The 24,014-nt window shown below is 46.5% G+C and carries 15 protein-coding genes, 1 pseudogene and 1 riboswitch; of the genes and pseudogenes, 11 read left to right on the forward strand and 5 right to left on the reverse strand.

The annotated features are described in order from the left end of the window. Positions 1-115: 115 nt before the first annotated feature. A complete protein-coding gene (locus MLD56_RS02085) occupies positions 116-1,159 on the reverse strand; it encodes an ABC transporter substrate-binding protein (RefSeq protein WP_029514694.1) in 1,044 nt (347 codons plus the stop codon). Positions 1,160-1,352: 193 nt separating this feature from the next. After that, positions 1,353-1,462: riboswitch (TPP riboswitch) on the reverse strand. Positions 1,463-1,732: 270 nt separating this feature from the next. Between MLD56_RS02085 and MLD56_RS02090 the strand changes: the two genes are divergently transcribed. From MLD56_RS02090 to MLD56_RS02115, 6 genes are all read left to right on the forward strand, one after another. Beyond that, the gene (locus tag MLD56_RS02090; RefSeq protein ID WP_029514695.1) at positions 1,733-2,167 is read left to right on the forward strand and encodes a pyridoxamine 5'-phosphate oxidase family protein; all 435 of its coding nucleotides are present in this window, start codon (positions 1,733-1,735) and stop codon (positions 2,165-2,167) included. Between the two features lie 224 nt (positions 2,168-2,391). Next, positions 2,392-4,494, forward strand: coding sequence for a bifunctional 2',3'-cyclic-nucleotide 2'-phosphodiesterase/3'-nucleotidase (locus MLD56_RS02095; RefSeq protein ID WP_029514696.1), 2,103 nt, complete (start codon positions 2,392-2,394; stop codon positions 4,492-4,494). A gap of 269 nt (positions 4,495-4,763) precedes the next feature. Beyond that, positions 4,764-5,825 (forward strand): EAL domain-containing protein, encoded by a 1,062-nt coding sequence (locus tag MLD56_RS02100; RefSeq protein WP_029514697.1) that lies wholly within the window; start codon positions 4,764-4,766, stop codon positions 5,823-5,825. Between the two features lie 359 nt (positions 5,826-6,184). Next, complete coding sequence (locus MLD56_RS02105; RefSeq protein WP_029514698.1) at positions 6,185-7,198, forward strand: zinc-dependent alcohol dehydrogenase family protein; 1,014 nt, start codon at positions 6,185-6,187, stop codon at positions 7,196-7,198. 153 nt (positions 7,199-7,351) lie between these two features. After that, positions 7,352-8,509: an SMP-30/gluconolactonase/LRE family protein gene (locus tag MLD56_RS02110; protein ID WP_029514699.1), complete on the forward strand. Its 1,158-nt coding sequence runs from the start codon at positions 7,352-7,354 to the stop codon at positions 8,507-8,509. Positions 8,510-8,527: 18 nt separating this feature from the next. Then, positions 8,528-9,316 carry an SDR family oxidoreductase gene (locus tag MLD56_RS02115; protein WP_029514700.1) on the forward strand — a complete coding sequence of 263 codons (789 nt, stop codon included), beginning with the start codon at positions 8,528-8,530 and terminating at the stop codon, positions 9,314-9,316. 301 nt (positions 9,317-9,617) lie between these two features. On the opposite strand, the gene MLD56_RS02120 is transcribed toward MLD56_RS02115, so the two are convergent. After that, a complete protein-coding gene (locus MLD56_RS02120; RefSeq protein WP_029514701.1) occupies positions 9,618-10,709 on the reverse strand; it encodes a hypothetical protein in 1,092 nt (363 codons plus the stop codon). Positions 10,710-10,981: 272 nt separating this feature from the next. Between MLD56_RS02120 and MLD56_RS02125 the strand changes: the two genes are divergently transcribed. Then, positions 10,982-12,682 carry a glycoside hydrolase family 13 protein gene (locus tag MLD56_RS02125; protein WP_029514702.1) on the forward strand — a complete coding sequence of 567 codons (1,701 nt, stop codon included), beginning with the start codon at positions 10,982-10,984 and terminating at the stop codon, positions 12,680-12,682. 152 nt (positions 12,683-12,834) lie between these two features. Here MLD56_RS02125 and pdaA read toward each other — a convergent pair whose 3' ends face one another. Continuing rightward, positions 12,835-13,632 (reverse strand): delta-lactam-biosynthetic de-N-acetylase, encoded by a 798-nt coding sequence (gene pdaA, locus MLD56_RS02130; RefSeq protein WP_029514703.1) that lies wholly within the window; start codon positions 13,630-13,632, stop codon positions 12,835-12,837. 261 nt (positions 13,633-13,893) lie between these two features. Between pdaA and MLD56_RS02135 the strand changes: the two genes are divergently transcribed. Both MLD56_RS02135 and MLD56_RS02140 read left to right on the forward strand, forming a co-directional pair. Then, complete coding sequence (locus MLD56_RS02135) at positions 13,894-14,916, forward strand: methionine ABC transporter ATP-binding protein (protein WP_025722905.1); 1,023 nt, start codon at positions 13,894-13,896, stop codon at positions 14,914-14,916. Next, positions 14,913-15,578, forward strand: a complete 666-nt coding sequence (locus tag MLD56_RS02140) for a methionine ABC transporter permease (protein WP_029514704.1) — start codon at positions 14,913-14,915, stop codon at positions 15,576-15,578. The genes MLD56_RS02135 and MLD56_RS02140 overlap by 4 nt, the downstream gene beginning before the upstream one ends. Here the strand turns inward: MLD56_RS02140 and MLD56_RS02145 are convergent. Both MLD56_RS02145 and MLD56_RS02150 read right to left on the reverse strand, forming a co-directional pair. Further along, positions 15,575-15,870, reverse strand: a pseudogene (locus tag MLD56_RS02145) (MerR family transcriptional regulator). The gene MLD56_RS02140 and the pseudogene MLD56_RS02145 sit on opposite strands and share 4 nt — an antisense overlap. Before the next feature lie 99 nt (positions 15,871-15,969). Further along, the gene (locus MLD56_RS02150; protein ID WP_029514705.1) at positions 15,970-16,950 is read right to left on the reverse strand and encodes an aldo/keto reductase; all 981 of its coding nucleotides are present in this window, start codon (positions 16,948-16,950) and stop codon (positions 15,970-15,972) included. Between the two features lie 273 nt (positions 16,951-17,223). Between MLD56_RS02150 and MLD56_RS02155 the strand changes: the two genes are divergently transcribed. Beyond that, a complete protein-coding gene (locus MLD56_RS02155) occupies positions 17,224-20,694 on the forward strand; it encodes an S-layer homology domain-containing protein (protein ID WP_049816860.1) in 3,471 nt (1,156 codons plus the stop codon). Positions 20,695-20,856: 162 nt separating this feature from the next. Next, the gene (locus MLD56_RS02160) at positions 20,857-24,000 is read left to right on the forward strand and encodes an ATP-binding protein (protein ID WP_029514707.1); all 3,144 of its coding nucleotides are present in this window, start codon (positions 20,857-20,859) and stop codon (positions 23,998-24,000) included. The last annotated feature ends 14 nt before the right edge of the window (positions 24,001-24,014 follow it).

The raw sequence follows: 24,014 nt of genomic DNA on the forward strand, positions 1-24,014 counted from the left end.
CATAAGTTTTTATTAAGAAATCTGGGTACAACAGCGATGGGAAGCATCATCCGACTGCGTAGTGGCGCTTCGTTCACTTGTCTAGTTCAGTCTTATTTAGCGTTTTAACAAATGGTCAGCGCTTGGGCAAGAAGTCGTTTGTGAAGGCCTTATCGACTTCCAAAGGCTTGCTGAGCAGCTTGCGTTCGTACATCCAGTCCGAATAGTTTTGCCATACCTCCGCTTTTTGCACGCCCCATTGCGCGGCATCATCCTGATAACGTGGGCTTAGCCATTTTTGGCTGGCAAGTACCAGTTTTTTATCCAGCTCCGGTACAGCTTTGCTTAAGATGTCCGCGGCTTCTTCCGGATGGGCGATAGTGTATTCATAGCCTTGGGCGGTAGCGTCCATGAACGCTTTGACCAGCTCGGGATCATTTTTTATCGTCTGTTCGTTGCTCACAATTACAGGCGTATAGTAGTCGAGGCTTTTGGAATAATCTTTTACATACAGCATATCCAATGGCTCATCTCGAAGTTGGGCCTCGATTCCGGTCCATGCGTAGAAAATCCAGGCAAAGTCGATATCCCGCTTCACGGCTGTAAAATAGTCTGCATTGCCCATGTTGACGATCTTCACTTTGCTCACATCGCCTTTGTCTGAATCCATGATGGATTTCATGACCGCTTCTTCTACGGGAGAGCCCCAACCGCCGTATTTTTTACCTTCAAAATCTTTCGGGCTTTTAATTCCGCGATCTACCGGGGCTGCGAAGCCTGAGGTATTATGCTGAATCACCGCAGCGATGGATACAAGCGGCACACCTTGCGTGCGGGCCTGTGTGACGCCTTCTTGGTAGCTGATACCAAAAGGTGCAGCATTAGAAGCAACCATTTGATCGGCTCCGCCTGAACCAGGTTGAACAATTTGGACATTCAAACCTGCTTTTTCGTAAAATCCTTTGTCCTTGGCGACATAGAGTCCCGTATGATTCGTATTGGGTGTCCAGTCGAGCACGATTTTAACATCTTTGAGCCCCTTTGCCGGAGTAGACGTTTGAGTGTCGGTAGCGGAAGCTGCTTCTTGGGATGTAGGGGGACTTCCACCGCAAGCGGTCAGGGTCAGGGCCATGAGCCACAGACTGATCAGTCCCAGGCTTAATATTTTCATGCGCTTCATCGTTAGTGTTCTCTCCTTTTGATTACCCGTTATCCATCCAATCAGACAGCTTAAGTTTCCCATTTTCATAAAAATAACATCTGCCGGACGCGATCTTTCCAACAACTTAATCCTCAACAAAAAAGCGCCCCGAGTTTCCGGGACGCTTGCGCTTGTATATACCAAAGTAAGGGATGGTCCTATGTAAAGAAGGCACATCTTGCTTAAGCATTCCTACGCTGGCATTACCCAGATCAGGTTGTAAGGGTCAGTGTCTTGGGACACACTCTCAGCCGGCCGATTCCAGCACCCCTGGCATTGTATGGTTTAATGGGTTCATTTATTCGGGTTTACTACGACGATTATATGCTTTGAATGCGGGTCTGTCCAGCATGAAGGGAGAGATAACGGTTCATTTGCCGAACGACAGGGTACACTTTTACTGTGAGCTTTGATCTGAAAATGAGTATGAATCAATCCGATTCGATCCGGTCATGTTATTTTCAGAACAGCTGCGCAGGTAGGTTCAGATGGGCTGGTGCCCAATGGCATGGCCGTAGAGAATTCTAATTCGTGAAAAGGAGTTGTTGTACTGTGGGTAAAACGGAAACATTGGATCGCAACCAACTGGAACAAGCCATTGTGAAGGCTTTGGATAACAACAAATTTTGTTCGTTAGGTACGGTAGAGGGTGGCAAACCGAAAGTACGCTATATGGCCCTTTTTAACGATGGAATGAACATTCATCTGGCGACAGATCGCAAAACGCATAAAGTGGATGAGCTAAAGGACAATCCGAATGCTTATCTGCTGCTGGGTTATGAGGTTGGCGGTACGAAGGAAGTTGTAGAAGTGGAGGCTACCGTCCAGATTACAGCTGATGAGGGGCTGCGCAAACAAGTGTGGAACGATTCCTTGAAGGAATGGTTCTCCGGACCGGATGATCCCGATTATGTCATTCTGGACGTGAATCCGACTCGCATTGAGTATGTGGGTCAGCAAACGGAGCGCCAGGTGTGGAAGAAATAATACGAATATAAATGGATAAACCAGTGAATCTCCGAGTTTTTATTAGGAGGTTTGCTGGTTTTTTTATGTTTGAGAAAAATAATTATTTTTTCATAAATAATTTTAAGTAAATGACTACTCTTTTGTCTGGCGTTGGATTAAAATAGAAATGGTGGGTTCAAGGCTTACATATATGTGCAAAAGTATGTATATGAGGCATACACCTTAATGAGGAGGGGTATATTTTGTTATTTCGTAAAAATTGGTTTAAAGGGTTTACAGCAGCAGTTGTAGCTTGTAGCATGCTGGTGTTTTCAGCCGCTCCATCCTGGGCAGCTATTGATTCTCGTGATAGCGCTACGGTGAATTTGCGGATCATGGAAACAACGGATATTCACGCGTCCCTGATGAACTACGATTACTATTCGGACAAAGAAACCAACGAATATGGCTTGGTTAGTACAGCTAGTTTGATCCAGAAGGCACGTAGTGAAACAAGAAACAGTATGCTGTTCGATAATGGTGATTTGCTGCAGGGCAACCCATTAGGCGATTATATGGCCCGCAACAAAACCTTTGAGAAAGAAGGCGGTGTCCATCCGGTCTACAAGATGATGAACCTGATGGGCTATGATGCAGCTACAGTGGGCAACCATGAATTCAACTACGGTCTCGACTTTCTGGACAAATCGCTCAAGGGAGCTGATTTTCCTTATGTAAATGCGAACGTTTATGTTGATAAAGGGGGCCAAGCTACTAAAAATTATTTTACCCCTTATCAGATTCTTGATAAAACAGTAACGGACGAGAAGGGCGAAGAGCATACACTCAGAGTGGGTGTGATCGGTCTGGTCACACCTCAAATTATGCAGTGGGATGAAGCCAATTTGAAGGATAAAGTCGTTACGAAGGATATTGTGGAAACGGCGAAAAAGTTTATTCCTCAAATGAAGACGGAAGGTGCTGACATTATTGTCGTGCTTGCGCATACCGGTTATGAAGATGTGCCACAAACGCCACTGATGGAAAATGCCGTTAAGTATTTGAGCCAGGTGGACGGAATTAACGCGATTCTGTTTGGGCATGCTCATAAATCTTTCCCTGGCCCTGATTTTAAAGATATGAAGGGTGTAGATCTGGATAAGGGAACCATTAATGGCGTACCGGCCGTGGAAGCTTCCTCATGGGGCAAGGATCTGGGTATCATTGACCTGAGCCTAGAAAAGAAAAATCGCGAGTGGAACGTGACTAACTCTCAATCTCAAGTGCGTCCGGTTGTGAGCACCACTAATCAGACTGTGCAGTTTATCCCTGAATTTAAACTGATTGATGCGGTCAAAGAAGAGCATCAAGGAACGCTGGATTATATTCGCCAGCCTGTAGGAACAACGACGGCGCCAATTACCAGCTATTTTGCATTAGTGCAGGACGACCCTTCCATTCAAATTGTGACGAATGCACAGAAATGGTATGTTCAAAACCATCTCAAAGGAACTGAATACGAAAATCTTCCAGTATTGTCGGCAGGCGCTCCATTCAAGGCCGGCGGTCGAAACGGAGCCGAGTATTACACTAATATTCCTGAAGGTACGGTAGCGATTAAAAACGTGTCCGACCTGTATGTGTACCCGAACACGGTTCATGCTGTAGAAGTGACCGGTGCTGAAATTCAGGAATGGCTGGAGTGGTCTGCGGGTCAGTTCAACCGTATTGATCCAAAGCAAACTGAGGAGCAATCGCTGATCAACAAGGATTTCCCAACCTACAATTTTGATGTCATTGATGGTGTGAATTATCAGATTGATGTAACGCAGCCTGCACGGTATGATGCCAAGGGAACTATTATTGATTCTTCAGCGCATCGTATCAAGGATCTGCAATACAATGGAAAGGCTATAGATCCTGCACAGAAATTTATCGTAGCCACCAATAACTATCGTGCTTCCTCATCCAAACTGGCCAACCCAGATGGCAAACGAATTGTGATGGCAGCACCGGATGAAAGTCGTCAAGTCGTTGTTGACTATATCCGTACGAACGGAACGATTAATCCATCGGCGGATGGCAACTGGTCTATTGCTTCTTTTGGTCAGGCAAAGGTTACTTTCGAGTCCTCTCCTGATGCCAAAGACGTGCTGGCAGGCAATCAACAAATTTCATACTTGAGCAGCGCGGCAGACGGTTTTGCCAAATACAGCTTAAAAGCTGGCGCTAAGCCTAGTACAGCAACGACTTCTGTAAAGGAAGCTGTGGCTCCCGCGAAAGCAACAGCAAAGCCAGCTGTTAAAACGACCAAACCGGCGGTTGTTAAACCAGCTAAAACAACAAAGCCAAAGGCATCCAAATAACTTCGAATTTTAGTTTTCGTTTAATATCAGAATGAAGCAGCAAGTCTCTTTAACCAAGAGATTTGCTGCTTTTTTTAATATCAAAAAACAGCCCCGAATTATTATGAGTGTAAAAAGGTTTTGTTTTTGTCGAATATGTACTTAAGTCCTAAGTTATCGTTAAAAAAAGCTGCTTTTTTGTAAAAAAACGTAATTATATAGTACTTTTGTTCTAGTTATTTGTGATATAATGGTGAAAAAACCGGAAAATTGTTCCGAGGAGGACCATTATGACATGCAGCAATTGCAGCATCATATTACCTATAAAGGATCAAGGATTGCTTAGAATTAGGTATTCCAGGGTGTCGCTTACTCCAGCATTAGATGGTTTGGGTATGCTATCGGAACAAATGAAGCAGCAACATGAGCGTGAGGGCGGCATAGAGTTTCGCTATGAGAGCCGTTCAGAGTTGGAACAGCTGGTTAACGGACTGGCTCGTCTGCCGCAGGAATACTTGAACCATATACAAGTTGTGGTGACTGGCTTGCATCATGTCGAAGGATATGAGGACTGGCTTTTATTTAGTCAATTGCAAGCCAGACTGCAACATCCGGATATCGTGAGTATTATTAAGGATCAAAGTTTTTCCAGCCATATGCAGCCTATTGTTGACCACAAGCTGGATATTATCGGGTTTGAGTTTTTGCTGCGTCCGTCACATGCGGAAAGACCTTTTCAGCCTTTCCGACTGTTTGAAATCGCCCGTGAAGCTGGCTTGCATGCTCATCTGGATCGCTCGGCTCGTTTTTCCGCTATTGAAAAAAGTGCAACATGCCTTCCGGCGGGGATTAAACGTTTTATTAACTTTCTCCCTTCCACCATTTATAATCCGGCTTATTGCTTGAATCACACCTTTGAGACGATTGATCGGTTATCCATGAGTACGAAGGATTTTGTATTTGAGGTCGTAGAAACGGAAGAGATAGACGACCTTAATTTTTTGCATCATATCTTTGAGCAGTATCGTAATCGAGGAGTTTCAGTTGCCCTGGACGATGTGGGGGCAGGCTATTCTACGACAGAGCTTATGAATTGCCTTCAGCCGGATTATGTCAAAATTGACCGTAGTATAATTGACGGCTGTCATAGTAACAGTAATCAGAAGCGGCAAATCACAGGAATTGTAGAATCGGCTTTTCGTTTTGGAGGCCAAGTGTTGGCTGAAGGAGTAGAGCAGATAGAGGATTTTGAATTTTGTCGTGAAGCAGGTGTGTCACTGGCTCAGGGTTATTTGTTTGGAAAGCCGGAGCCCGGTCCGCCCTCCAATTTTATGCTTAGCAGCGTAATATAGTCAGGAACAAATTTAAGTAGATGTAGTTTATAAAAATTGGAGCTTAAATAAGGCTGTCGTATAAGCATTAATGTAAAAAACGCGAGTGCAGAGGTTATTTCACCCCTGCAACTCGCGTTTTTTGGTCATGCTTGCCCACCTGAACAAGCTCTGGCAAGCAAAGCCATCCAGTCTCCAATTTTACTTGGTAAGGGACGTTAAAAGCCCGGAAGCAGTTTACGACCGTTTTTTTTAAAAGTAAAGATTGACGTTTTGAAGACAATTGGATACAGTGTACTATATAGGAAACATTGTTTCCTTGGTGATACGATGTATCTATATTAGGTAAAAGGTTTAACAATAGAGGGAGGACAACCAAAATGAAAGCAGTGCAACTGAAAAACGGTTTTGGCTTTGAAGAGTTAACCTTGACGGAACTTGACACACCGGTGCCTGGACGGCTGGAAGTTCTGATCCGCATAAGGGCAGCGTCCCTCAATTACCGTGATTTGGTAGTTATCAACGGAGTCATGCCGATCGGCATTCAATTTCCCTTCATTCCGTTATCCGATGGAGCGGGTGAAATTGTAGCTGTGGGCGAAGGGGTGACAAAATTTCAGGTTGGACAAAGGGTAGCGGCAAATTTACAACAGAAATTCATTGGCGGGAGCACGAGAGCGGAGGTCTTAAAGGACAGTCTGGGAGGCCCGCTCAGTGGAGTGGCGGCTGAATATATCGTTCTGCATGAAGAAGGGGTCGTCGCCATTCCGGATCATCTATCTTGGGAGGAGGCTTCCACTTTGCCGATTGCGGCATTAACCGCATGGAGCATGCTGATGGAATCCGGTGGGCTACGAGCGGGAGATACGGTGCTCTTGCAAGGAACAGGCGGTGTTTCCATCTTTGGGCTTCAATTCTCTCTGATGGCGGGAGCACGGGTAATTATCACATCGAGCAGCAATGACAAGCTGGAACGGGCAAAGGCTCTCGGCGCATGGCAGACAATCAACTATTCGGAGGTTCCAGAGTGGGATAAGGTAGCTCTGGAGCTGACAGGCGGCGGAGTCGACCATGTTCTGGATGTAGGGGGAGCGGCAACAATGGCGCAATCCATCAATGCACTTCGTACTGGAGGGACTGTGAGCATGGTCGGATTCTTATCGGGCTTGACCATTCCTGAGTTCGATGTCACCAGCATTTTGCAGAAGGCTGCGACGATTCGCGGCAGCCAGGTTGGTAACCGGGAACATTTCGAAAACATGAATCGTGCCATTTCCCGCCATCGTTTACATCCTGTCATCGACCGGGTATTCCCGCTCAGCCGAATCGGCGAAGCCTTCGCACTTTTGGCTGAAGGAAAACAGTATTTCGGTAAAATCGTCGTTCAAATATAAATGAGCATTTTGCATAAATCCCAAGAGCAATTTCAAATCAGCACTATATAGATCGAAACGGTTTAGTTCGTCTATATAGTGTACTTTCGAGCGTTGGGAATTGAATTATGCAAAATGCTGAAATATTATTCACATTACATAGGAGGCACTCTAATGCCCAGTAAACCTGATTTATCTGTCAAAGATTCTCAAGAAAGAAAGAATAAAAAACCGCGTAAGTGGGTACGCAGAACCGGATTATCGCTGCTGTCGGTAATCCTTCTGGGAGTGGTTATTTTTATGCTCATCCCTTCCCCTGTACAGCCTGCAAAATGGCTTGCACCTTCGGCCCCCTCTTTTGAACAAGCGGGTCCATGGCAACAAAACAACAAACTCAGCTCCGCCGAGCTTGTTACAGATGCCCCTAAGTTTCCGGAATTTATCACCTTTGACAAGGAAGGAAATTTATATACGGGAGACTCCGACGGGAAAATTTATAAGGTTGCCTTTGATACAAAGGGCAATCCGCAAAAGGCCCAGCTATATGCAGATACCAAAGGAACGCCCAATGGACTTATGTTTGACGCAAGTGGAAATCTGATCGTTACGGATGTTAAGAAGGGGCTACTGTCGGTAGATCCTTCCGGAAACGTGACGGTGTTGGCCAATCAAGTCGACGACACACCGATCTATTTGGCCAACGAACTGGATATTGCCAAAGATGGTACTATTTATTTTTCTGACACCTCCAATTATGGCAGTGTAGTCTTCAAAGAAATCGCCGAGAACAAGCCGCATGGACGTTTGCTGAAATATGATCCAGCGACCAAGCAGACGACAGTTCTGTTGGAAGGCCTTTATTTTGCGAACGGGGTTGCCTTGTCTGCGGACGAAGATTTTGTACTTGTGGCAGAGTCGTATCACTACCAATTGACCCGATACTGGCTCAAAGGGCCGAAGAAGGGGACTTCGGATATTTTTGCGGATAATCTCGCCGGTTTTCCGGATAACATTACGCGTGATGATCAAGGCCATTTCTGGGTCGGTCTCTTCACGACACGTATTCCCTTTGTAGATCAGATGCATGGAAGCCCGTGGCTGGCTGGAATGATGGCCAAATTGCCTCAATCGCTGCTCAGCGGTGCAAGCGCACCTGTGAAGCATGGACTTGCTGTGGAGCTTAATCCGCAGGGTAAATTCATCGGAAGCTGGCATGATCCTGAAGGCTCGCTTTATGGGGTAACCACGGCTGTAAACCATGACGGATATTTATATATAGGTACAGCTCCTGGAGGCAGCCAGGGTGTTCATCGAGTGCTTTTAACCAAATAAGCTTGGGGAGGGTTTAACATGATATTGGATGAGTTGAAATTATCCTGGAAAGCGAAGGAAAGCCTGGCCGGGAAAGTAGCTTTGGTAACAGGCGCAAGCAGCGGCATTGGGGCATCGATTGCAAAAAAACTGGCAAAGCGTGGCGCGTATGTAGCTGTATTGGCGCGCCGTCAGGAGCGATTGGATGAATTGGTTCGCGACTTGCACCAAGAGGAATTGTATGAGGTCATGGCAATACCTGCCGATATCCAAAAGGCTGAAGACATACAGCAGGCGGTCCACGCCATTCTTGAACGCTGGGGGCGGCTTGACATTATCGTTGCCAATGCCGGCTTCGGGTATCGAAGTCCGCTGGCAGAGGTGGAACTGGAACGCTGGGAGGAGCTTTACAAGACGAATGTGCACGGTCTTGTCCTGACACTGAAGTACGGACTTCAGCCAATGAGGGAACAGGCCAAGGGGGATGTTGTCATTGTCTCCTCTATTGCAGCGAAGGAAGTGGTTGCCGGAGGAGGACTATACAGCGCTACCAAGTACGGCGTTAGCGCCATAGCCTCTGCATTGCGTTTGGAGACCAGTACGCAAGGAATTCGTGTAACTGCGATTCACCCCGGGGCGGTGGCGACGGAGTTTTCGCAGGTGGCCGGATATCCCGAGCAGGAAATTCGGGCGTTTGCTTCGAGCGTTTTGCCGCTGCATCCCGATGATGTTGCAGAAGCTGCCCTTTATGCACTAGAGCAGCCGGAGCATGTCAATATTCCAGAGTTGACCATTATGCCTTCGAGGCAGGTCCAGCGGTTCAAATAGAGCGATATTTATTCTGACACAAACCGGGTGACCGGGTATGGTCATCGCCGATGCCGGGTATGGCGGCGAGAGGGCTCGTGCCTTCGCTTGACCATAACCTGCTCAAATGGGTGAGCATGAACCAAAGCGCGAGCTACGGGGGGGAATAACCCTTGCACTCGCGCTTTTTTATACTAATGATGAAGCGTGACTGTCCAATAAAGTTTAAAACCACTTTGGGACAGCTCCATTTACTATAGAGGAGACCATATCCCGTAACATTTTGGCCCCACGTTCGCTCATCCAGTCATCGTGAGCACAGCTATAGTGTAATGACGTACAGACCTAGCGGCGTAGTTGCGCTACCTGCAACCATGAAGCTGAGAGAATAGCTGGATCTGCCGGGGGGAACGCTGATATCAGCTAATCGGCATACCTTGGTATTATCTCGTAGCAAAGGGATACCATATACACGATCATCCACGCGTACAGCCCCGGCGAACGCGCCCCCACGTGGATTCGCGTAGATTCTGACGATACGTACCTCGTCACTGTCGTTAACGATGGGAATGGTCGCGTTGTATATGGTTCCGAATTGTCCGCGATTATCTAGCGCAGGCCCCAGCTCGCTGCGTGCCCCGGTAAACAGCAGATCGGCAGGAGCCTCACCGTTCAGCTTTTTGGTGGCACACGCCCGATAGTTTGCGCTCTGTCCCACCACGTACTCTGGCATCCGCGCATTCGTTTCGGAAAAGGACCACACCCCTCGTGGATGCGCCTGTGGTGGAGGTACGGGAGGAAGCGCATCCATATGAATCTGGCGCAGATCGGTCTGCGTGTCCTTGCTGATCACGGTGCGAATCACATAATCCAGCGTACCGTGGCCTTCAGCAAATTCTACGGTAAGGTCATAGATGAATCCGGCCAGCGATCCCTCGGGCAGCTCAAATTCCTCCAGCAGAGCGGTGCCTTTGCCGAATTTATGACGGTCTGCTGGCCTCACACGTTCCATCGTACCCGCCAAACAGCTTTTGGCAATAGACTGCCCGACATCAATAATCCAGTTGCCGTCCTCAGGCACAATCTTAAGAGCGCGTTCAATATGGCGTACTTCCAGTTTAGCAGCGCTCCTGTTCTCTACAGTGATGCCCAGTTTAACAGGGCTGTCGATTTTGTTATAATGCCAGCCGAAAATGCGATGTTTGACTGTTCGGGTTGTCGAGCGAACCATGTCATGCCACAGGGTGGCTTGCTCGGTAGGTACCGTCACATGGGTAAGCGTCTCCGGGTTATCGCTAAGCATCAGGCGGCGTGTTCCGCCCTCAGTGGCTGACTCCACATCCACATGGATGTTGGGCGGGATCACGGCAGTTTCCACAATCAGATCCTTTGGCTCCTTGGATCGATGGTTCATGTAAATTCCTCCTTTTATTCAAAAGTGGCACCGCTTTGGGTACATGTATATGGGCAGTTCATAAATATAGGTAACGCCAGATCCATTTATACAACCTGTTTTACAAAATATTTTTTTAAAATAAACCTCCGCAGATTATAGCGGATCTGCTAATGCGTCGAAGCAAGCTTACAAGACTCTTGTTCCCAATCACCAACGATTCGCAGCCAGGTATTGCGTGTATGTTAAGAGCATAAGCTATTGGATGTACAGAGAAGCTACAGGAGGGAAACATGCCTAAAAAAATATGGTGGAAGGAAGCCGTTGTATATCAGATTTACCCGATCAGTTTTCAGGATTCTGACGGAGACGGTAAAGGGGACTTGCGAGGCATTTTGTCCAGGTTGGATTATTTGTGTGAACTGGGTATTGATGTTATCTGGATTTGTCCGGTATATAAATCGCCCAATCACGATAATGGATATGATATTAGCGATTATTATGCCATTATGGATGAGTTTGGAACAATGGAGGATTTTGATGAACTGCTTCACCAGGCGCATGAACGAGGTATCAAAATCATGATGGATTTGGTATTAAACCATACATCGGATGAGCATCCGTGGTTTACGGAGTCACGCTCGTCCAAGGATAATCCGAAGCGGGACTACTACATATGGCGAACAGGCAAAAATGGCGGATATCCGAACAACTGGGAATCGTATTTTTCTGGCTCAGTGTGGAAATATGACAAGCTTACAGACGAATATTACATGCATCTATATTCCGAGCATCAGCCGGATCTGAACTGGGAAAATGAAGAGATGGTGGGCGAGCTCTACCGCATGGTGGAATGGTGGCTGAAAAAGGGAGTCGATGGCTTCCGTTTTGACGCTATTGCCCATATTGTCAAAGCCGAAGGGCTGCCGGATGCCGATAATCCCGACAAACGAACCTTGGTACGGGCTTATCAGCTCTTTTCCAATCTGGAACAGGTACATGTGCTTCTACGGATGCTGAATGAAAAGGTGCTGGAATGTTATCCCTTAATGACAGTTGGCGAAACGTCTGGCTTAGGACCGGAACAGGCGCTTGATTATGTGGGAGACCAGCGGCATGAATTGAATATGGTCTTCCAGTTTGAACACATGTTTATTGATGCACAAGGGCTAGGGACGGAAAAATGGAAATCCAAGCCATGGACGCTGGTGGAGCTGAAAAAAATAATGAGCAGTTGGCAGACAGTGCTTCATCAGGAAGGATGGAATGCCAATTATCTCAACAATCATGATCAACCTCGGGCTCTCTCCAGATTTGCGAATGATGGACAATATCGTGTGGAATCCGCCAAAATGCTGGCAACCTTCACACATATGCTTGAGGGTACGCCTTATATTTATCAGGGTGAGGAAATTGGGATGACGAATATTGCATTCCCGTCGATTGATGATTATCGGGATGTGGAAACGTTAAACTATTATGAGCAGCAACGAAAGATTGGTGAGCCGGAGGAGCAGATTATGGCGGCAATCTGGCGAAAAAGCCGGGATAATGCACGCACTCCTATGCAGTGGGATGCTGGTCCTGCGGCCGGATTTACCGATGGAGAGCCGTGGATGAAGATTAACGATAACTACACACACATTAATGCAGAGGCTGAAAGAAATAATCCAGGCTCGATTTTCCACTATTATCGTAAGTTGATTGCTCTGCGCAAACAACATGAGGTCATAGTCTATGGCGAATACAAGCTTCTGTTGCCACTGGATACAGAGCTGTATGTATTCACTCGTATGTTGGGAAAAGAGCGTTTGCTGGTCATTTTGAATTTCTTTGACCGTGATCCGGTGTTCCACTGGCCCGAAGGTGAGGAGCTTCCTGCCGCCAAGGCGGAACTACTTCTCTCCAACTACGAACCGGTACAAGGGGAACAACTGCATGCCTTGAAGCTGCGGCCTTATGAAGCCAGAGTGTATAAGCTAACCATGCATTAGGCTTTGCTATCTTTAGAATGGTAAAAGGAAGGGAAGGCCCATAGAGCCTTCCCTTCCTTGGAGTAAACTAAAAAGCCCAATCCACACTGGCTACCATGGGCAGGTGTGGATCGGGCTCATTATGATATGGTCTCATTAAATGTAGTTACTTTTTAGTGATAATGTTTCACCTTAAGGTCGTCTAGACTTTTAAACTCATACCCTTGCTTGCGAGCCTCGTCGATGATAGAAGCAAGCGCCTCGGCATTATCCTTGGATACGGAATGGAGCAAAATGACCGCTCCAGGGTGGAGCTGCTGCATGACTTGACGATAGGCATAGTCCGTTCCTTGCTGAATTTTTGTGTCCCAGTCCTTGTAAGCCACAGACCAGAATACGCTCGTATATCCGGCTTCTCGACAGGAAGCCAATGCTTTTTCACTAAAAATGCCGCGAGGCGGCCGGACATATTTCATTTCTTTTTGCCCGGTTAGCTCTGCCGATGCATTTCGTACCCGATCCAGCTCAGACCGGATCTCTGCCGAAGAAATGGTGCTCATATCAGGATGGCTCCATGAATGGTTGCCGATAATATGGCCCTCACTCGCCATGCGTCGCATCAAAGCTGGCTGGTCTTTTACAAAATGCCCCGTCACAAAGAAGGCGGCCGGAACCTTTTTGGCCTTCAATACATCCAGCACTTTCGGAGTATACCCATTCTCATAGCCGTTGTCGAAAGTGAGAAATAATTCTTTTTTAGTCGTATCCCCCAGAAAGATGCCATCTTGTCTTTCGATCAGGTGCATAAAGCCTTCTTGTGCGATGGAAGGCAGCTCCCCTCCTTTACTTTTTTTAAACCCAAAATGATAAGGCTGTCCGTCAACAGTCTGAGTAGCCCATGCGGGTTCCGCCGTAACTGCCAACATACCCGTTACTGCAATGCATAGCCACAAGGTAAATATTCGCTTCATCTATTTTCCTCCGCTTTCGTCCCGTTCGGGTAAGGTGTGTATGCTTCGACATATTTCATACCATCTGCAATATCGTACTGATTTATGCAAGGACATGCTTTGACCGAATGTAAAACTCATATTGACATGAATATTAAATCGAAGTAGTATACTTTATAAAACTCACTAGAATACTCGGATTTAATTCGATCGTTTATGCCGAAGAAAAGCATCAGCTCAGAATATCCTACATACTTGTAAGAACGGAAGGAGTTAGGACTCATGATTGAACTTAGGAATGTATCTAAAACCTACGTGAGAAAAGGCCTAAGTATTGAAGCGTTAAAAAATATAAATATCAAAGTGGATAAAGGGGACATCTTCGGATTTATCGGATTCAGTGGCGCAGGGAAAAGTACGCTAATCCGTCTGGTCAATCGTCTTGAGAAAGTAACCAGCGGAGAGGTTCTTGTTGAAGGGGAGCAGTTAAATACCTATTCGACCTCTGGACTGCGGAAGGTAAGGAAAAAGATTGGAATGATTTTTCAGCATTTTAATCTGCTGGAATCAAAAACGGTGTTCGACAACATTGCAATTCCGTTGGTGCTGCTTAAGCGCAACAAACGCGAAATAGAGGGGCGTGTGAAAGAGCTTTTGGCGTTCATAGGATTGTCGGACAAGGCGAACAGCTATCCCAACGAGCTTTCCGGCGGACAAAAGCAACGTGTCGGGATTGCACGGGCGCTTGCGAGCAACCCGTCCATTTTGCTCTGTGATGAGGCGACCTCGGCACTTGATCCGCAGACCACGCAGTCTATTCTCGACTTGCTTCGCAAAATCAACAAGGAATACAAGATCACCATATTGATCATTACCCATGAGATGTCGGTGATTCAGCGAATTTGCAACAAGGTTGCCGTAATGGAAAAAGGGGAAATCATCGAGCAGGGCAATGTCCTGGAGGTATTCGGACAGCCGCAGCACCCAACGACGCAGAGCTTTGTACGCACGGTCATTCACGATGCAGTACCCGAGAGTGTGCTACAAACGTTCGAACAGCAAGAATCACAGCGGATTTACAAGCTGGAATTTATAGGACAGGTTGCTTCTGATCCGGTGGTTCATGAATTAATTCGGCAGCATGATATCCATGTGAACATTTTGTTTGCCAATATGACGGAGATTCAAGAAACGACGATTGGCTATATGACAATCCAACTGCGTGGTGGGCAGCATTCCATTCAGCAGGCTGTTGATTTTATCAAGAGCAAAGGAGTCCACATTCAGGAGGTAGAGAGTCTATGATGATTACAGGAACCACGATAACCTGGGATCAACTGTGGGAAGCTTTGTATGAATCCGTGCTCATGGTCAGCATATCCTTATTCATTGGCGCCCTGATCGGTATCCCTATCGGTATTTTACTCGTCATCACACGCCCGGGCGGAATTCTGGAGAACAAATGGCTGCACAATATTTTGAATCCGATCATTAACATTGTTCGTTCCTTACCGTTTATTATCTTGCTGATTGCGATCATTCCGTTAACCCGTCTGATTGTGCATACATCCATTGGGACCAGCGCGGCAATTGTCCCCTTGATTATATATATTGCGCCATATATCGGAAGGCTGGTCGAAAACTCGCTGTTGGAGGTGAATCCGGGGATATTGGAGGCAGCAGATGCGATGGGGGCGACCCCGTTCCAGGTCATTCGATACTTTTTGCTTCCTGAGGCATTCAGTTCTCTGATTTTGTCGTTAACGACAGCAGCCATTGGTCTGATTGGTGCTACTGCTATGGCTGGTGCGGTCGGCGGAGGCGGAATTGGCGATCTGGCGATCGCATATGGCTATCAACGTTTTGATACGCTGGTTATGCTGATTACCGTCATCATTCTAGTCTTGTTTGTACAAGGTGTTCAGTCCTTGGGGAACCTATTGTCCCGTAAAGCACGCAGGGGTTAAATTAGATGTTTTTTTTCACCTATTGTCTGTTCATAGCTTGTAATTTTATAATCCATGCGTTCCAATACGTTGTTCATATCTTTCATTTTTGCAATGAGCTGCTTGCGCTGCTCTATTAGGAGTTCTTTTCTCGCATACATTTAATATATTCAACCCATCTGCAATCTTCTTCCGTGTAATCTCTGATGCCACTTTTATTACGGTTCACACGCGGAATAAGTCCGATGCGTTCATAATAGCGGAGTGTATCCTGAGATAGTTCGAATTTTTTGCTTACTTCTGCGATCAACATGCAGACTTCACCTCCTGATTTCTGATCAAGAAACGCCCTATGTAAATGGATAGGGCGTTCTTGTCGTTTCTTATTTCGAAACTGTCATTTCCTCCATATTTACTGGGCGCCAACTACCGGATGAGGAACATACGGCTCTTCCAGCAATGCGATTTCTTCAGGTGTTAACGTAATCGAAAGAGCAGCTACTGCATCTTCAAGATGAGACGTTTTCGTAGCACCGATAATCGGAGCTGTTACCGGTTCTTTCTGTAGCAACCAGGAAAGTGCGATTTGAACGCGTGGAACTCCACGTTTTTCTGCGATGGCCGCAACCTGCTCCACGATCAATCGATCGGTATCTGCAGTCGCATCGTATTTAGATTTCGCCACTTGATCGGTTTCGGAACGATGTGTTGTTTCCTGCGCATCACGCGTCAATCTTCCACCTGCAAGCGGGCTGTATGGAATCACACCGATTTTTTCTTCCTTACAAAGCGGCAGCATCTCTCTCTCCTCTTCACGATATAAGAGGTTTAAATGATTTTGCATCGATACAAACCGGGTCCATCCATTCTTCTCAGCTATATGCAAAGCCTTTAGAAACTGCCATGCGTACATGGCAGAAGCTCCGATATATCTTGCCTTCCCAGCCTTCACCACATCATGTAATGCTTCCATCGTCTCTTCAATAGGGGTAGTGTAATCCCAGCGATGAATTTGGTACAGATCCACATAATCTGTCCCCAGTCGCTTAAGGCTCTTATCGATTTCACTCATAATAGCCTTTCGAGAAAGTCCCGCACCATTGGGGCCTTGATGCATACGGAAATGAACCTTCGTTGCAAGGACAATTTCATCTCGATTCGCAAAATCTTTTAAAGCCCGTCCGACGATTTCTTCGCTAGTTCCGTCTGAATATACATTCGCGGTATCAAAAAAATTGATGCCTAGCTCCAGGGCCTTTTTTATAATGGGACGACTGCGCTCTTCATCTAATATCCATGGATGAATCCATCGTTCTGCAACCCCAAAGCCCATACACCCAAGACAAAGCCGGGATACATCCAAGCCGGTATTTCCAAGTTTCATATAGTCCATTTGATTATACCTCTCTTTCCTAGATATTGTTTTCTTCAAATGTTCTACTCCAGCTACTTACACCGGATATTATTACATTTGGAGTTCACTCCAAGTCAAGCGATTTTGTTGCGTGATGCCTTCATATAGGACTAATTGTTCAGAATCGGTTCAGTGGGGTTTCGTATAATTCTCTTAGCATAGTTCCTTGGTTGCATAATCCGTAGAACTAAACATGACTAAAGACTTTGATAAAACAGGATATATGCCAATAAATAGCATCTAGGAGTGGAAATGTTGAAACTTAAAAATCGAAATAAATGGATTGCATCTGCGATGGTATTGGGGATTGCTTCAGGCTCCATCGTATCTTTGCCTTGGCTGGGGGGCGCTCAGACTGCTTATGCAGCGACAGCAGATACACAAAGTGAAACTGGATTTGTAGCACAAGCTCGTACTTTGGGTTTGATGACAGGTGGTAATCAGGGCGATTTTATGGCACAAAAGAATTTGACCCGCGCTGAAGCGGCCAAAATTTTGTGCGGTCTGTTCCAGTTGGAAGTTAACAATCAGCCGCAGACTTCCTTTATGGATGTATCGTCCGATGCATGGGGCGCTCCCTATATTGAGGCCGTACGTGCAGCCGGGTATATGACAGGTAACGGAGAACTCTTCCGTCCGGGGGATGCCATTACCAAGGAAGAACTGATTGTTTCGCTCGTACGTGCAATGCACTTGCAGGATACAAGTACTGCGGATGCACAGCAAAATGCAGTTCAGGTTGCCCGCTCCTACGGTCTGTTATCAGAGAATGCTTCTGCAACGGATTTGAAAAATCCATTGAACCGGGAGAGTGGTGCAGAAGTATTCGTCAGCCTGCTGGATCATCCGGTAGGAGAAGTGAAATCAGAGGGCAATACCGTTCGAATCGGAAATATCCCGTACCAGTTGGAAGGATCTTTGCAAGGCTTGTTTGGTGAAAATAACAAAGCTGTATTAAAAGGGGCAAAAATCGATCTTAACCGTAATTTGCGTACACTCACAGGTGTAAATAAGCTGGAAATTAACGCAGACGGTGGTGTATTTGACGGTAAGGGTGTGTCTTTTGATGGACGCCTGATCGTCAATGGTTCGGTAACCTTGAAAAACATGTCCTCCACAGGCGTATTAGAAATCAAAGGCTCAGGGACCCAGCCTGTATCGGCCATTTTGGAAAATACGACATGGTCCGGTGTAGAACTGGGCTCCAAGGATGCCAAACTGACTGCAACCGGGACGACAAAGATTGACAACCTTACGCTGAAAAATGATGCATCGATCGGGACCGAGGGGGATGCAGCGATTAGTCGTGTTTCATTGCAACAGGGACTAGGCAAGCTGTTGGTGAGCGGAAGTATTGGTTTGCTGGATGCATCACAATATGTGGGTGTTCCTTTTATCACACTGGCCAAGGGGGCTGCAATCAACCAGCTCAATCTGCCGGAACAAAAACAGCCGCAGGATGTTATTGTTAACTATAATGCGATGAAGGAAGCTGTTAGTCTCGTAAATGGTACGAAGAACTCATCCTCTGTTGGATCGGTTGTCACGGACACAGATAGCAAAGATAAGAAAAAACGTGACAGTGATATCGTCAGTATAGACCGCAGTCAGTTGGAGACGGAAGTCCATGCAGCCAAAGAACTGTTGGAGCGTGCAGGTGAGGGTGGACTGGATCAGGCGCTTTACACGGTCGCAGCGAAGGAAAACCTGTCCATAGCAATCAATCAGGCTATGCTGGTACTGAACAATACGGCAGCTACACAGGCAGAAGTAGATCAAGCGCTCAGCACATTGAAACAGGATGTTTCTGTGTACACAACCTCAGCCACAGAGCCGGTGATTGGAACACAGGAATTAACTAGACTGGTTCAGTTAGCTTCGACTACCCTTGAACAAAACCGAATGGTTGGTGATGAATTTCCACCTCTTTGGGACGACTCACTAAGTCAAGCGATTCAATTTGGCAACAATGTGTTGGAAGGAAATGCGCCTCAAAATATTGTGGATCGGGAAGCAGAAAGCTTGCGTCGAGTAATAAAGGTATACAAAGCATCAGTAAAACTCAGAGATGCCTATCTGCATTTTGTCGATGTAACGGATCGTGTGGATAATTTGAAAACAGATAAAGCGCGTTACAAGTCCTTAGTAAGAGAAGGATCAAATGTATATGTGAATCCATTGGCTACAACTGAGCAGTTGGAAGAATGGACACAAAAAATAGATCTTGCTACAGAATCATTCTTGGCACTGCAAGCAGCGGACTTCTCGGTGCTTAAGAATACTTTACAAGAAGCGCAGGTTATCTACGATCAGAATGGTTCTCAAAATGCTGAACTAGATAACTTGATTCAGGAATATACAGAGAAGATGCACACTGCTATGACCCAGCAGGACGTATTGAACTTGAACATGGAGCTGAGTCAAAGGCTTACGGAGTTCACTGTGCCATTGCCTGCTACAACTCGGGAAAAACTGCAGCAGCTGGTTCAAGATATTCAACTAAAACTGCTGTCTAACCCTGTGGCTCGTAATTACTTGAATACGGAAATGCTGTCTTTAGAGCAACAAACAGGACAAGCCAACTTTGCACTCATTATGCCATTTACTCCTGAGGAGCAATTGGTCATCTCTTATAATCAATTAAGTCAGGCTAAAGGGACCTATCTTGAAAAATATAACGAGAAAAGACTACAATTGAGAGACAAAGTCATTGAAATGCAGACTTCGATCAATGGAATTTTGCTGCAAAATTCAGGCGCATTAAGCGCTGAGGCTCAGCAAGCCTTGTCTTCTGCTTCAGAGCATGCCTCTACTTTCTTAGGCTTGTCCAGCTTTGAATTACAAGACGTTGTTCCTGTATATGAGGAGCTGCAACAAGTACAGAGCCAGTATGCTGCACCTATAACGGTGGATACTACGTTGTTGAATCACAATATCAATTTGGCCAATAATGAAATTTTGACGTTCGGCCGTCATTATACGGAACAAGATAACGAAGAACTTCAAGGGCAGATTAATCTGGCAAACCTTGTGCTTAATAATCCGGATAGCACACAGGTACAGGTAGACCAAGCTAATACGGATCTGATTACAGCGTTTGCGAACTACCAATTCAAATGGATCGTAACTGATCTTGATATCAATGAGCTTAAGAACATTGCGAACAATCTGCTTACAGTAAATGGTACAGATCCTACGACGGTCTACTTTCACAGAGTAGTGGATGCATTCAATCGTTTGGACCAGTATTTGCCTATGCCAGAACTTAAGAAAAATTACATGGATCTGGAAGATGCGATTCAGGAGTATAAAGATTTTGTAGCCAGCCAGCAACAAAACAGCGGAACAGGAAGCAGTGACAGTAACGGTCGACCAACGCCGCCGAGCGATAGCGACGGAACAGGAAGCAGCGACAGCAGCAGTGGAGCAACACCGCCGAGCGATAGCAACGGAACAGGAAGCGGCGACAGTAGCAGTGGACCAACACCGCCAAGCGATAACAGCGGAACAGGAAGCGGCGATAGCAACGGTGGAGCAACACCGCCGAGCGATAGCAACGGAACAGGAAGCGGTGACAGCAGCAGTGGAGCAACACCGCCAAGCGATAGCAGTGGAACAGGAAGCGGTGACAGCAGTGGTGGAACAACGCCACCGAGCGATAACAGTGGAGACGATTCAAGCTCGATTCCTGGCGGTAGTATTGATGACGTTATGATTCCTTAATAAGGGAAATGCAGGAAGTACAAGGGTGTATAGAAGGGGACGATTCCGCACAGATTTTTGTCTGCGGCGGGCGTCCCTTTTTGCATGGGCAGCGCTTCTAATACAGCTGGGTAGAATAACCGATACTAGAAGATAGATGATATTGAAAAGAGCGGAGAATTTATGAAAAAACAGGGTGTTTTATTTTTTATTATACTTCTGCTTGCGGTTGCGTTGCCGGTGTATCCGTTAGTGTCGGGTGTTTTATCCGGGAACAGTCATTGGAAAGCTCACAACGGCGTTATTGATTTGCGTAATTGGGACCCCAAAAAGGAAGGCCCTGTACAGCTGGGAGGGGAATGGGAATTTTATCCCAATCAGCTTGTGCAACCTCCATCCTTTCATGGAATACAAGATAAGGATTGGGAAAATCATCAGAGTTCTTCAGAGTTGGGGATGGAAACGAGATCTCCTGCCAAGATTGTGGATGTGCCTGGTAGATGGAATCAGTGGATGCCTGAGGGACAGGCGACGGGATATGGCACCTACCATGTCCGTCTACTGTTACCTGAAAAAGTGGAAAATCTGTATGGCATCCATATGCAAAATATTCGCAGCTCCAGCCGAGTATGGATTGACGGAGCAGAGGTGGGGGCGAGTGGTATTCCCTCTGTTTCAGCCGACAAGGGCGAGCAGGGCAATGCTCCCTATGTTGGATTTGCAGCGGTAGATGGACATTCGGCTGATATTACCGTGCATGTAGCTAATTATAGCTATTCCTCCGGTGGGATCATTTATCCGCTGTTGTTTGGGGATTATGCCAGTATTACGCATAGCCGGGAAGTAGCGATGGCGGAGGACACCGTACTGGTAGCAGGATTTTTTATCCCTACCGTATTTTTTATCATGCTGTACCTTTTACGTAAAAAAGAGAAGGCACTGCTTTACTTAGCATGCTCTTGCATCGCGGCATTATTTTACATTCTGACACATGGAGAGAAGCTGCTAGCCTGGGGAATACCAGATTTACCTTATGAATGGATACTAAAAATACAGTCGTTCTCTTCAACGCTGTTCTACTATTTTCTGATCCGCTATGTTCATCTTTCGACGCAGATTGTTATGAATCGGATCGTGCTGCGCTTCTATCATATTACAACCGCACTGATGCTGGGTATGGGGCTATTTTTGCCTACATTGGTACTCTCATCCTTTGAATTGTTTATTCTTCTTTTTGGTGTAGTCAGTGTGGGATACGTGTTACTAATCTTGATTCGTGGGCTTCTTCAACAGACGGATGACGCTGCACTGCTAGTCATTAGTATTATGAGCATTCTTATGATTGTAGTGACTAGTTTTGTGTATATTCTGGGCTGGGGAGATGTACGTGGGGTGACAGCCTATGAAATGCTCATATTCGTATTGGCTCAAACGCTGCTGCTGGCCAAACGTTTTGTACATTCGTTTATGGAGGTTGAGAACCTGTCACGACGATTGCTCACACTGGATGGGTTGAAAAACGAATTTCTGGCGAACACGTCACATGAACTGCGCACTCCTCTGCATGGAATTATTAATATCGCTCAATCCATGCTAGACCGCTACGGGACACAATTCAATGAGCCGCAAAAGCACAATTTGGCCTTGATTGCGAATGTAGGACGCAGACTTTCTTATTTAATTAACGATATTCTGGATTTTTCTAATTTGAAAAATGGCAGATTAGCCTTAAATCGTCGGCCTGTCAATGTACAGGCAGCTGTGAATTCCGTGCTTGAGGTATTGGGGCATACGGTGGGTAAGAAAAAGCTTCAATTCGTCAAAGAATGGCCCAGTTCGTTGCCCAAAGTAGATGCGGATGAGGATCGGCTGATTCAGATTTTATACAATTTGTTGGGTAATGCGGTGAAATTTACGGAGGAAGGCAAAATCGTAATCTCTGCCAAAGCGGGGACCCGTGAAATGGAAATCAGTATAAAGGATACCGGCTCCGGTATTGCCCAGGAGCATCTTTCGCATATATTTGAACCTTTTAACCGAGGGGCGAATGCTGAGGATGAAGGATACAGTGGGACAGGGCTTGGATTAGGCATAGTCCGTCGTCTGGTGGAACTGCATGGGGGTCATATCCGGGTAGAATCTAGATTAGGTAAGGGTTCGACCTTTTATTTTATACTGCCCTTGGCGCAGACCGGAACGTTGGGACATGAAGCTCAAAAAGATGTTTCGCCTGCGGTTATATTGCAGCCTGGCGTGACGTCGGGTCAGAATGTGATTCCGCATGAAGAGGATGCACTGGAGCGAGTCCAGACTGTCCCTTACAAAGTGCTGGCTGTAGATGACGACGAGGTTAACCTTCGGGTGCTGGAGGAACTATTATATGCCACAGGTTGTAGCGTGGTGGCTGTGGATCATGCCGAGGAGGCACTTCACATGCTGAATGGCCGTACCCGATTTGACCTGGTCATTACGGACTGGATGATGCCGGAAATGTCCGGTATTGAGCTGTGCCGACGGATAAGGGAACGGTATTCCCTGTCCGAGCTACCGGTGTTGCTCCTGACGGCACGCGATCTGCCCGGCGATATCCGCGCAGGTTTTATGGCCGGAGCGAATGATTTTCTACGTAAGCCTGTTGATGCTGAGGAATTAAAGGCACGTGTGCGCACGCTGCTGAACATGCGCCATTCAGCGGAGGAAGCGGTGCGTTCTGAAATGGCCTTTTTACAGGCACAAATCAAGCCGCATTTTCTGTACAATGCCTTGAATGTCATTGTTTCCACCGTAGCCGTAGACCCGGACAAAGCAGCGGAGCTGCTCATGGAGCTAAGCCAGTATTTGCGGGGGAGCTTTGATTTTCAGAACAGGGAGAATACGGTACCGTTATCCAAGGAGCTGGAATTGGTAGAATCGTATGTGGCACTGGAAAAAGCACGATTTGAAGAACGTTTGCAGGTAACCGTAGAGGTAGGGAGGAACATCCGGTCGCTCATCCCGCCGTTAAGTATTCAACCCATCGTGGAAAATGCGATACGGCATGGTGTGATGCAACGGGCAACAGGTGGAACCGTGCGAGTGGTTGTGCAGGAGGATGGAACCGATTTTGTGGTCAGCGTGACCGATGACGGCGTAGGGATTCCACCGGAGCGACTGGAACAACTGCTGTCGGATGATCATATATCTTCCAGCGTGGGACTGCGTAATATCCATCGCCGTCTTATCCATATGTATGGAGAAGGACTGCGGATTGAAAGTAATCCTATGCAAGGGACGACGGTAAGCTTCCGTGTGCCGGAAACGATTTCGCCCCGGAATACCGATGAATAAAAAAAGTACAGTAC

The organism is Paenibacillus peoriae (assembly GCF_022531965.1).
GTDB lineage: Bacteria > Bacillota > Bacilli > Paenibacillales > Paenibacillaceae > Paenibacillus > Paenibacillus polymyxa_D.